General features: G+C 34.6%; 10 protein-coding genes. 3 read left to right on the top strand and 7 right to left on the bottom strand.

Annotated features, from left to right (window positions below; genetic code table 11):
- The first annotated feature begins 28 nt into the window (after window positions 1–28).
- Window positions 29–667 carry a hypothetical protein gene (locus GMC_RS0111545; protein WP_010522277.1) on the top strand — a complete coding sequence of 213 codons (639 nt, stop codon included), beginning with the start codon at window positions 29–31 and terminating at the stop codon, window positions 665–667.
- A gap of 474 nt (window positions 668–1,141) precedes the next feature.
- Here GMC_RS0111545 and GMC_RS0111540 read toward each other — a convergent pair whose 3' ends face one another.
- The 7 genes from GMC_RS0111540 to GMC_RS22785 form a co-directional block, all read right to left on the bottom strand.
- Complete coding sequence (locus GMC_RS0111540; protein ID WP_010522276.1) at window positions 1,142–1,717, bottom strand: MarC family protein; 576 nt, start codon at window positions 1,715–1,717, stop codon at window positions 1,142–1,144.
- Between the two features lie 31 nt (window positions 1,718–1,748).
- The gene (gene pruA / locus GMC_RS0111535; RefSeq protein WP_010522275.1) at window positions 1,749–3,377 is read right to left on the bottom strand and encodes an L-glutamate gamma-semialdehyde dehydrogenase; all 1,629 of its coding nucleotides are present in this window, start codon (window positions 3,375–3,377) and stop codon (window positions 1,749–1,751) included.
- Between the two features lie 6 nt (window positions 3,378–3,383).
- The gene (locus GMC_RS0111530; RefSeq protein WP_010522274.1) at window positions 3,384–4,637 is read right to left on the bottom strand and encodes an arginine deiminase family protein; all 1,254 of its coding nucleotides are present in this window, start codon (window positions 4,635–4,637) and stop codon (window positions 3,384–3,386) included.
- Window positions 4,638–4,685: 48 nt separating this feature from the next.
- The gene (gene ctlX, locus GMC_RS0111525) at window positions 4,686–5,678 is read right to left on the bottom strand and encodes a citrulline utilization hydrolase CtlX (RefSeq protein WP_010522273.1); all 993 of its coding nucleotides are present in this window, start codon (window positions 5,676–5,678) and stop codon (window positions 4,686–4,688) included.
- Window positions 5,671–6,939 carry an ornithine--oxo-acid transaminase gene (gene rocD / locus GMC_RS0111520; RefSeq protein ID WP_010522272.1) on the bottom strand — a complete coding sequence of 423 codons (1,269 nt, stop codon included), beginning with the start codon at window positions 6,937–6,939 and terminating at the stop codon, window positions 5,671–5,673. Before rocD ends, ctlX begins: the two co-directional genes overlap by 8 nt.
- 97 nt (window positions 6,940–7,036) lie before the next feature.
- A complete protein-coding gene (locus GMC_RS22790) occupies window positions 7,037–8,647 on the bottom strand; it encodes a TonB-dependent receptor plug domain-containing protein (RefSeq protein WP_316928976.1) in 1,611 nt (536 codons plus the stop codon).
- Window positions 8,563–9,609, bottom strand: coding sequence for a TonB-dependent receptor (locus GMC_RS22785; RefSeq protein ID WP_316928975.1), 1,047 nt, complete (start codon window positions 9,607–9,609; stop codon window positions 8,563–8,565). Before GMC_RS22785 ends, GMC_RS22790 begins: the two co-directional genes overlap by 85 nt.
- A 154-nt stretch (window positions 9,610–9,763) precedes the next feature.
- Here GMC_RS22785 and GMC_RS0111510 point away from each other — a divergent pair, with 154 nt between their 5' ends.
- Together GMC_RS0111510 and GMC_RS0111505 are read left to right on the top strand one after the other, a co-directional pair.
- Window positions 9,764–10,222 carry an Lrp/AsnC family transcriptional regulator gene (locus GMC_RS0111510; RefSeq protein WP_010522271.1) on the top strand — a complete coding sequence of 153 codons (459 nt, stop codon included), beginning with the start codon at window positions 9,764–9,766 and terminating at the stop codon, window positions 10,220–10,222.
- A 765-nt stretch (window positions 10,223–10,987) separates the two neighbouring features.
- Window positions 10,988–11,843: hypothetical protein (locus GMC_RS0111505; RefSeq protein ID WP_010522270.1), on the top strand; the 856-nt coding region annotated here is incomplete at its 3' end.

Genomic DNA, 11,843 nt, shown 5'->3' with positions numbered 1-11,843 from the left:
TTAATATAAAACCTAATCTAACAAAGGAATGAAATATATACTTATAATAGCTTCTTTTTTATTTTGCTCGTGTAATGCACAAAACAAAAAAGAAAAGATTGAAAAAAATAAAATAATAAAGGTTAATACACATACAGAAATGACCACAGAAAAATTCGATATACCTGCATACAATGAGAGAAAGAAAAATGCTAAAACTGCAATCTTTTTAGAAAACGAAATTGAAATACAACAATTTGATGTAGGGGATGATGAGGACATAATTTATGTTGAATATGAAATACCTCCTAAACCTGAATACTTCTTTGTGTATAAAGAATATCATAGTAATGGTATTTTAAAATTAAAAGGGTTACGTTTTAAGAGAGGTAAATTTCAAAAAGTTATTTGGAAAAATTACAATTTTAATGGAGAATTGATAGAAGAAATAAATTATGATAATCCCTATAAATTTACCTTTGAACAATTGTTAGAGTTGATTGAAAAAGAAAAAGACACCATTGATTTATATGATGAAAATACTTCAATTAAAAGAGGCATACTAGCAGAAGGAGCTTTATGGCAGATAAAGTATAAAAAAACACCCATGAGGAGAGAAAAATTAAAGATAGATGGTATTACTGGTGAGATCTTAGTACGCGGATTTCATCCTCATGAGGATAATTAGAATTTGCAGATAACTAAATATAACGTTTTGTAGTCGAGTAGGTAAAGGGGACTCTCACCCCTAAACCTCTCACAGAACCGTACGTGATAGTCCAAAATACGCCTATAGAGATTTTAGGTCAACATAAAAAAGAATCGTAACCACATGATATGCTTATTTTTCTGATTGGTAAAATTCCTAAACCCATCATTTTTCTATAAGTAAATTCAAACAGGAAATGGTATAATTTCAATTTCAATGATATTTTTTTATTCAAAATGGTTTTAAGCTTCATCTTTAAAACAACACAACACCCTAGCTAGAGCTAAGGTGTTGTGTTGTTTCTGTGCAAACAAAAAAAACTTAATTCTTATTTCAGTAATTTAAAATCAGAACTGGTAGTAGTAAAAAACATTTTTAATTTCAATACAGAAAATCGACTAATAAAAAAGATGAAACACCTACCAATTTCCCACTAAATACAATTAAAAATAATTAAGCCAATAATCCTTTGATATTTGCTGTAAACAATTTTACTGCAATTGCAAGTAATATAACTCCAAAAATTTTTCGAACTACATCAATCCCTTGATTTCCTAGTACTTTTTCTATTCTAACTGAGGATTTTAATACGATATAAACCACCCCGCAATTTATCAAAATAGCAACTATAATGTTAATAGTTTGGTATTCTGACCTGAGCGATAAAATAGAAGTAAGTGTCCCCGCTCCTGCTATTAATGGAAACGCTAGTGGAACTATTGCAGCAGTTTGTAAACTATCAGCTTTATACAGCTGAACCCCTAAAATCATTTCCAATGCAATAAAAAATATAATAAATGATCCCGCTACAGCAAATGAATTTACATCAATACCAATAAGCTCTAACATTTGTTTTCCTAAAAATAAAAAAGCAATCATTAAAATTATGGAAACTATTGTTGCCTTACCACTTTGGATATGCCCTACTTTTTTTCTTAAATCAATAATTATTGGAATACTACCAACAATATCAATTACTGCAAACAATATCATGGTTGCAGTAATTATTTCTTTTATATTAAAACCCATGAATCAAATTTAAAAAATTCGAAATAATAAATTAGCTTTCTAAAAAAGGATATTTGTAATTTGTAGGTGGTACAAAATTTTCCTTTATGGTTCGTGGCGAAACCCAACGCAACAAATTATAAATAGATCCTGCCTTGTCATTTGTCCCTGACCCTCTAGCACCTCCAAAAGGTTGTTGTCCGACTACTGCACCAGTAGGTTTATCGTTGATATAAAAATTACCAGCCGAATTACTCAGTAGTTTGGTAACTTTATTTATAACCGAACGCTCTTTAGCAAAAATTGCACCTGTTAATGCGTATTCGGAGGTTTGATCAACTTGAGCTAATGTAGCTTCCCACGCCGCATCTTCATACACGTAAATAGTTAAAATAGGACCAAAGAGTTCCTCTTTCATTGTTTTAAAATCAGGCTTTTTTGCTAAAATAATAGTAGGATCCACAAAGTATCCTTTTGCATTGTCATAGCCTCCTCCAAACTCAATAGTGGCATCATCAGCATTTTTTACAAACTCAATACTATCTACTAATTTATTAAATGAAACTTTATGGATAACGGCATTAACAAAATTTGAAGCTTCGCGAGGAGTACCCACCTTAATTGTTGCCAATTGATCACCCAAATAGGTTTTTAAAGCGTGCCACATGGATTGCGGAATGTAGGCGCGTGACGCCGCGGAACATTTTTGCCCCTGATATTCAAAAGCCCCACGGATTAAAGCAGTACCTACAGTAGCCACATCAGCAGATGGATGCACCCAAACAAAATCCTTACCTCCGGTTTCACCAACAATTTTTGGATAACTTTTGTAATGATCTAAATTTAAAGCAATTTGCTTCCATAAGTGTTTAAACACTTGTGTAGAACCTGTAAAATGTAACCCACTAAATTCTTTGTGTTTTAGTACCTCTTCCGAAATCATTGCTGGGTTCCCAGAAACCATATTAATTACCCCCTTAGGCAAACCCGCTTCAATAAGCACCTCCATAATAACTTGGGCAGAATACATTTGGCTTTCCGAAGGTTTCCAAACACAAACGTTCCCCATTAATACCGGTGCTGCAGGTAAATTTCCAGCGATTGCGGTAAAATTAAAAGGTGTTACTGCATATACAAACCCTTCCAAAGGGCGGTATTCCGTTCGGTTCCATATACCTTCGGATGAAATGGGTTGTGAGGCATATATTTCTTCTAAAAATTTAGCGTTAAAATTGAAAAAATCAATCAATTCACAAGCGCTATCGATTTCCGCCTGATACATATTTTTAGATTGCCCAATCATAGTAGCCGCATTAATTTTATAGCGGTAGGGTCCGGAAATTAGTGCTGCCGCTTTTAAAAAAATAGCCGCTCTGTCCTGCCATGGCATATGCTCCCAAGCTAATTTTGCTTCCAAGCATGAAGTGATCGCATTTTTAATATGATCCGTTGTTGCCAACGTATACGTACCCACTACATGATTATGATCATGAGGTGGCTTAATTTCCTTTACTTGATCAGTAAAAATAGCTTCGCCATTAATATATATGGGTACAGCTACTTGTTTTTCATACATTTCATCATAGGCTTCAAATAAAAGCTTGCGTTCCAATGATCCCTTTGCGTATGATTTTACAGGTTCATTTACTGGAGTAGGAACAGTATAAAAAGCATTACTCATTTTAATTTAAGATTTACGGTTAATAATTTGGGTAGTACAATGCGCGGCTCCCCAGCCTTGTTTTAGATTCTCAAAATTTACCCAATCCACAGTTACATTATGTGCGGTCATTTTAGCAATATAATCTTCAGATTGTCCTTTTACGGCCACAATACTCCTTGGACCAATACATAAAAAGTTTAATCCATAATTTTTTTGATCTTCGTCAGAAAGTACGATGACCTCCACCTTTAAATGAAGTTGTAAATAATCCTTAAAAGGGATCGAAGTTTCCGTTAATTGATAAGTATCAAGCTCTTTAGTATAAACATCAACTAACAATTCTTGTTTAGTACCTGAAGTGGCATAGTAACGATTGTGAGAAATAGCCACTAAATCATTATCAATAATATTAAAGTAAGTATCCAAATGCATTTGGGGTTGGTAATGATACCTATCCTTTACTACCGCCACTGTTTTGGTTCCAATAACATCTGCCTTCATTAAAGTTTCAATTGCCAATCTATTCGTTCGCATACCTTCGCCAATAAGGGCAACATCATTCATCATAAAAAAATCGCCTCCTTCAATAAAGGCATTTTTATTTTCCTCAGAAAGGTCCAGTAAAGGAGTTACACCAATCTTTTTTAAACACATAGATAAAATACGTGTTTCAATTTCACGCTGTGGCGAATTCATATTGGTCAAAATCACCCCTTTTGCCGTAGTAATAATTTGATCGCGAGAAAAATATAAATTCATTACCGGATTGGCATTGTAATCTGCTGTAACAAACGTATTGGTAGGTGTTTTTTTAAGAATTAAGTTAGGTTGTAACAAAATGGTACGTACCAAGTCCACAGGGTGCATGGCCTGAAATACCTGATCCAGATAAATATGCTGTTCCAAAAGTTCATTTTTATTCAATCCTTTTTCTGCAAGCGTATTTAAACGCACACAGGAACGCGCAAATTTTCTAAACGCTTCCAAGTCTTTGCCCGCTATAGGTTCCCCTTCGGAATCGACTACATTTTTTAGCAAAGCTTCTTTAACGGTAAATACCTCTAATCCTTTATTTTTTAATAATTGTTGAAATTGTTTGTGCTCCTCAGCCGCTTTTACCGCATTAAAATACGAATCAAACAACGCTGCATGCGGATGCAATACCCCGTAGTACAACTCGCTTGAAGGCTCGTGCATAATTACTGCCTGAGCTTGATCAAATTCAGCCCTTGCGTTATACTTTGGTTGTTGACTTATTAATGTATCAGTATTTTCCATTAAATTTATTGGTGTATCGAAAAGTTTTTTATTGTTAGACTTATGCTTTTAAGCATTGATCGGTCTCGAAAAAATTTCAGCAATCATACATCTGGCACTACCCCCTCCGTAAATTTCAATGACACTCAAATCCACGTGTAAAATTTTTGTGTGATGCTCAATTTCGTCAATTTGTGATTGACTTAATGAATTGAATGCCCTAGATGACATGACCAAAATCCGCTCTTCGTTTTTATTTTTTATTTGCAGCATATTCCCAGCAAACTGCTCCATTTGCTGCAAGGAAATTGGAATAATTTTTTTACCAGTAGCGCCAAATGATTCTTTTAGTTTTTCCTGATCAAAAATATTAGGAATGCTTTCCATACAAATAATCACAAAATCTACACCCATTGCCATCATTACATTAGTATGATATATGGGCTGTCCTTTTTTATCTACAGCATCAAAAAGTAAGGGGGTAAAATCCAAATCACTGCAAAACTTTTTAAATAAATACTCATTAGTACGCATTGATCTGCAAGCGTAAGCTATTTTATGATTTCGATCAAAAACAATGCTACCTGTACCTTCCAGGTACATTTGCTGTCCTTCAAAGTGTTCAAATTCAAATTGGACTTTGATATCGTATTTCAGTTTCAACTTATCAATAATTTCTTTCCGGCGCTCGTTTCTGCGTTTAAGCGCAAACATTGGATACGTCACAATAAAATCGGAATTATGAAAACTGATCCAATTGTTTGGAAACACTGCATCAGGATTTACTGGAAAATCAAGATCATCAATAACCTCAACATTCACCTTATTCTTTTTAAGTTCAGCAACAAAATGATCAAATTCTTTTTTTGCTTTTGCAGAAACGGTATCTGCTGACACCCCAGAAACATTGGTTTGAAAGGCATTATTTTCAGCCGTTTCTTCATTATAGCCAAAATTAGCGGGACGCACCATCATTATATTCGAAGTCAACGCATCACCCTTGAGAAACACTTTTTGCTCCTTAATATTAATTTTGTTATGCACTACATCAATTTTATTCATATAAGGAAAACTTTAGTAATGATTTTTTTATAATAGCTATACAGTCATCAATTTCTTTAGTTGTAATAGTCAACGGAGGAGCAAATCGAATTTTATTACCATGTGTAGGTTTTGCCAGTAATCCATTATCTCTGAATTCCAAACAAATATCCCATGCCAATTTTGAAGTTTCGGATGAATTGATTTCAATTGCATTAAGCAACCCTTTTCCGCGTACTGCTACAATTAATGGAAAGGCCACTTGCAAATCCTTTAGCTTAGTACGCAAATAGGTTCCCTTTTCTTGGGCTTTAGCCGCTAATTTTTCATCAATAATTACCTCCAAGGCAGCCTGAGAAACTGCACATGCCAAAGGATTTCCTCCGTAAGTTGATCCATGCTCCCCTGGTCTAATACAAAGCATTACCGCATCATCAGCAAGCACTGCGGATACGGGATATACGCCGCCAGACAATGCTTTTCCTAAAATTAAAATATCTGGCTTGCTTGATTTTTCTAAACTACATGCATTGATACAATTGCAATTTCCGCATGAGGCTAACAAACTTCCCGTACGTGCAATTCCAGTTTGAATTTCATCAGCAACATAAAGTACATTGTACTGCGTACAAAGCTCCCTCACTCTACTTAAGTAAGAAGCATCGGGCATAATTACACCAGCTTCACCCTGAATGGGTTCCACTATGTATGCTACTATATTTTTATTGGTTTCAAAACACTGTTTTAAAGCTTCAGTATCATTGTATTCCACTAAAGAAATACCTCCCATATAAGGACCGAAGCCACGCGTACTTTGGGGGTCTTGCGATGCAGAAATTATGGATAAGGTTCGACCGTGAAAATTACCTGTAGCAAATACTATGTTTGCTTCATTTTCAGGTACCCCTTTTTTTTGATACCCCCATTTTCTTGCTAATTTCATAGCCGTTTCCACCGCTTCAGCTCCTGAATTCATTAACAAAGCCTTGTTATAACCAAACATTTTTGAAACAAACTCTTCAAAAGGACCTAATTGGTCATTGTAAAATGCCCGAGAAGTCAATGTGAGTTGCTGCGCCTGCTCCGTTAAGGCTTTTATAATTTTTGGATGACAATGTCCTTGATTGACTGCAGAATATGCTGACAAAAAATCAAAATACTTTTTACCATTCACATCATATACAAACACTCCTTTGCCTTTATTTAACACCACTGGTAATGGATGGTAATTATGGGCACCATATTTTTCTTCTTTTTCTATAAACGTGTCTTCTGTAAGCATTTATTCATGGTATTTTAAATGAATTTGACAGCTCTAATTTACGAAATAGAACTGCCAAAAGTTTATTATAAGGTTACTTTCACATTAAATTAGTACCCTAAAAACTGTAACTAATACGAGTGTAATAATGCGATCCTGCAAAACCTTGCTGCACCGAATCATAGATACCTCCATTTTCAGGTAAATTAGGATCTTGCTCATCAGGGTATTGATTAAATAAATTATTTACCCCTGCCACAAGTTTTATATTGTCAGTTAACTGATAATTTAAATTTAGATCTGTTGTGGACGTAGCGCCATAAGTATACTCCTCTTCACCATTGCTAAATGGTCCTGTTTTCCCGAAAAAAGTAGTGTTGATAGTTGCTCCGAATTTTTCATACGCGTAATCCGCACCTAAGCTGATTTTATAAACTGGCGAAGCAAATTTTAAAAACCCTCTTTCCTTAGCATTAAAAAATACATCTGGCTCGTCACTTTTAATGTCCAGAAGGTTTATTTTATTTAGATTTCCTAAAAAATTTAATCCGATTTTATGAGCATCAAGGTTGAATTTGTAGGTTGCAACAAAGTCCAGTCCTAAATTTTCAGTATTTACACCATTTGCAAAAAACTGGATGGAGTTGGCCTGAGCAACTTCCTGCTGAGCTGGTGTTGGTTCAAAAGTTCCTGTAAGCACAATTCTATCAGTAACCTTGGTATAATAGCCATCAATAGAACCTGTAAATCCTCCAGACTTGAAACTAAATCCAATACTGGCACTTTGTGATTGTTCTTGACTTAATTCATTAATACCAAATTCTCTAGCAATTCTGCTAGTATTTGAAGCTAGTAAAGTATCCACCAAACCTGAGGATGTTATTGATATAAATCGCAGATTGTAATGAATTTGCGCCAGCGATGGTGCTCTAAAACCAGTACTTAAGGAGCCTCTTAAATTCAAATCAGGTGTCAATTTTAATCGTGAAGATAATTTTCCTGTAAAAGCAGATCCAAAATCACTGTAATGCTCAAACCTTCCTGCCAAAGCCACCAAAAAAGTATTTGTTACATCTAATTCTCCATCAATATATGCGGATAAATTTGTTCTATTTCTGTCCACTTCGTTTCCAGGACTATACCCAGGAAAACCTTGAGATCCACCTGGCCTTAACTCGTCTCCAAGTCTAGGTCTATTTTCATCAGGAGTATTTCTATCGGCAGGAACTCCGTTAACATCATAAAACGCATACGAACCTTCTTCTCCTGCAAAAATGGTAAAGTTTTCAGTTCTATATTCACCACCAAAAGCAACATTTAAACCTTCCAACACGTCAAAATTTTGGGTAAAATTAATACTCGTAGTATTTTGAGTAATAGTATGCCCTCCTGCGTCAAAATCTGTTGGACTCGCTATTCCCAAAGTAGCATTTAGCGTTCCTTTAATAAAATAATGAAATTCATTTGTACCAAAAGTATTATTAAAATCCACATCCCAATTGCGAAATTTAGATCGAATTCCTGCCGATATAGATCGATCGCGAATAATAGAAGTAATTCTTGGTACAAAACCATTAGGATATATACCTAAAACGTTACGAGCACTATTTGCATCCCGTGTAAATGCAAAAGCATCAGTATCTTTTAAACTAGCCCCACCAAAAGCATAAAATGTAGTTTCATCATTAATTGGAATTTCCGAGTTGACAAAGGCATGATACGTATCCACACTGGCTTCACCAAAACGAGTTCTAAAATCAGCACCAGGTCTAAAGGTTTTTCTTTTTTTAAGTACTCCCCAGTCATGTTGATAAAACCACCTTTTTCGCCTAAAGCAACACCATAATTAGTGGTCGCCTTGTAGGTATTCCCATCTAAACCCTCTTTTGCAGGTATTCCAAAACCACCATCATTGTTGGCATCATTAGCACCATAAAAGACTTCACCCGTCAATTTATCAGTGGATGTTTTTAAAACAATATTTATTACTCCGGCTATGGCATCGGAACCGTACTGAGCAGATGCTCCATCGCGCAATACTTCAATTCGTTTAATGGCCGATGCCGGAATGGCATTTAAATCAGTTCCCGTATTTCCCCTTCCTCTTGTACCAAATAAGTTAATTAACGATGACTGATGCCTGCGTTTTCCATTGATGAGTACCAACGTTTGATCGGGCCCTAACCCCCTTAAAGCAGCAGGTGTAATATGATCCGCGCCATCAGCTCCTGATTGCTTCTGTGCATTAAATGAAGGTGCTGCAAATTGCAATAACTCAGTAATATCAACTTTTCCAGTTTTGGTAACTACATCAGAAACATCGATAATATCAATAGCAACAGGTGTATCTGTTACCGTTCTTTTTGGGCTTCGAGTTCCTACTAAAACTACTTCCTGCAGCGAATTATCCGGATTTAAAACAATTTTTACATTTGAGGTTGATTCCACTACAATTTCCTGAGCTTCAAAACCTATGTAATTGACACTAATGGTTGCTCCTTTTGAAACTTCCAACTTAAAAAAACCATCAAAATTAGTGGTTGTTCCATTTGTGGTTCCTTTCTCAAAAACATCGGCTTCAGGAAGTAAATTTCCAAGATTATCTGTTACTGTACCAGTAATTTCAACTTGTCCCAGCATTCCAAATGCTGAACAAATTAGCGCTATTAGCAAAAAGTTAATTTTTTTCATAAATTTACAAAAGTCAATTTTAGTTTATTTTGCTAATTTATATTTAAATTTACTCCGTATTATGTGTTAAAAAAGTTAAATTTAATTTTAAAGGTGCATTTTTATTAATTCTGTAAAAATTTCAATACCAATTTTAAAATTCTTAGTTTGAGCCATGGAAAATTTTGAACTTGACAATTACGACCGAAGTATTATTAAAGAATTAGAAATAGATGGTAGAAAAGCATTTTCTTCTATTGCACAAAAACTTGATATTTCTAATACAATGGTAAATCAGCGCATCAATAAAATGATTGAAAGTGGCGTTTTAACCGGTATAAAACCAATTATTAATGAGAAAAAAGTAGGCTATGATTGGTGTGCTTTTACTGGATTGACGCTTCAAAAAGATCACGACAGCGATAAAATAACGAAAAAACTAAAGGAAATTCCCGAAGTTACTGAGTGTTACTATGTTACTGGATCCTATACGTTATTTGTGCGTATTATTGCAAAATCGCATGAACATATGCGCGAAATTTTATATCACAAACTAGACAGTATCGAAGGCATTTTAAAAACAGACTCCATTGTAGATTTAGGGTGTGCTTTTAAACGCAATATTACCTTATAAAATCATAGACTACGTGTGGATTAAAGCTTTTCTATAAATACTAGTTAACAAATTGAAACTCCCTCAATTTGTTTCAACAAGTACACTTTCCGTCCCCCTTAAACTAAAAAAAGCAGCAACATTATTTAGTACTAATCCTTCATAAAATTACTGACTTCAAAAGTCAATTAATTCACCAATTCCATCACCTTATTGAGTTGCAGTGGCAAACCTGTTTTAGTTTTGTTATCGCAATCATTTGCTCAATTGTTTGTTCCGCGCTTACTTCAGACCGATGTAGTGACCAACTCATTTGCCCCTGATATGGACATTGCAAATTATTAACTCCCATCCACCTGCAATTTGAGCAATCTTCCTATACATGGCTTAAAAAATTAATCTTTTTTATATGTAACCGGGTATAATTTACATCAGGAATTTTATTTTGCGTAATTAGGTTTAATACACTTTTTTCCAATGCCTTATCCACACTATTTACAAATTCAAACTTAATTAATTGAATATTGTGATCTTTATTTTTGATAATATAGTAAGTTTCTATTGCTAAAAAACCTTACTGAATAACAGTTTGCTCGCGGGTATATATAGCCTCAAAATCCAAACTATCTACAACTAGCTTAGGCAAGCTTTTTATGCGATAATTTTAGTATACCCTAGTATCCGCATCAAAAAAAGTTAAATAATCGGCAAGCCTTGTAAAATAACGATCACAAAGCTTTGCCGATTAAAATATTTTCACCTATTTAGGTGAAAACATCGTTGCGGATGAAAATTACGTATTCTAGTGAAACTATTAATTCATTTGGCGGAATAAATTTTGCTGATCATATTGTTAGTAAAAGTTCTATCTATCAGCTAATTGACCAAAAACTTGGTTCGAGGAGTTCAAAATCGACTTATTGTTATTCTGATTTAATACGTTCTTATTTTCTATTGACCCTCTGTGGAGGAGAATGTGCCGAAGATATTACAGAACATTTTCGCAGAGAATTAGAACAAGTAAAAGATTTTTCGGTTTGTTCAGCAGATACGCTATTGCGAATGCAAAAAGAATTAGCGACCACCAAACAAACCTATATTTCCTCGACAGCAGTTCAACACGATTTCAATATCAATATGAAGTTAAATGAACTGATGATTGAACTTTTAATTCACTGCAAACAACTTTCCCCTAATAATCAAGACTATATTTTTGATTACGACAATCAATTTATACCCACAGCTAAATACGATTCAAAACGCAGTTACAAAAAAGCCGATGGATACTTTCCAGGAATTGCCACCATTGGGAATCACCCTGTTTATATTGAAAACAGAAATGGAAATAGTAATGTCAAATACAAGCAAGACCAAACCCTTCAACGCGCCTACAATACTCTTAAAAAATTTGGAATAAAACCCAAATATAGCCGTATGGATTGTGGCTCATTTGTTAAAACCGTTATTCCTGTAGTTGAAGCTAATAGTGAGTATTTCTTTATTCGAGTGCAGCGTTGCACCAGTCTTTACGGCACTATAAAAGAAATAACCCAATGGCAGGATGTTGAAATTGGCTTCAAGAACTATCAAATTGCATCAATACAATACGCCCCTTTCGGAGAAAAAAAGACCTACAGATATG

This window comes from Aquimarina agarivorans (assembly GCF_000218485.1).
Lineage (GTDB): Bacteria > Bacteroidota > Bacteroidia > Flavobacteriales > Flavobacteriaceae > Aquimarina > Aquimarina agarivorans.
Note: the sequence above shows the minus strand (reverse complement) of the source record. Positions and strands in the feature narration are given on the sequence as shown.

Excerpts from the sequence above, each read along its gene's own strand:
- GMC_RS0111545 (WP_010522277.1), top strand. The coding sequence starts at position 29 with ATGAAATATATACTTATAATAGCTTCTTTTTTATTTTGCTCGTGTAAT.
- GMC_RS0111540 (WP_010522276.1), bottom strand. The coding sequence starts at position 1,717 with ATGGGTTTTAATATAAAAGAAATAATTACTGCAACCATGATATTGTTT.
- pruA (WP_010522275.1), bottom strand. The coding sequence starts at position 3,377 with ATGAGTAATGCTTTTTATACTGTTCCTACTCCAGTAAATGAACCTGTA.
- GMC_RS0111530 (WP_010522274.1), bottom strand. The coding sequence starts at position 4,637 with ATGGAAAATACTGATACATTAATAAGTCAACAACCAAAGTATAACGCA.
- ctlX (WP_010522273.1), bottom strand. The coding sequence starts at position 5,678 with ATGAATAAAATTGATGTAGTGCATAACAAAATTAATATTAAGGAGCAA.
- rocD (WP_010522272.1), bottom strand. The coding sequence starts at position 6,939 with ATGCTTACAGAAGACACGTTTATAGAAAAAGAAGAAAAATATGGTGCC.
- GMC_RS22785 (WP_316928975.1), bottom strand. The coding sequence starts at position 9,609 with ATGAAAAAAATTAACTTTTTGCTAATAGCGCTAATTTGTTCAGCATTT.
- GMC_RS0111510 (WP_010522271.1), top strand. The coding sequence starts at position 9,764 with ATGGAAAATTTTGAACTTGACAATTACGACCGAAGTATTATTAAAGAA.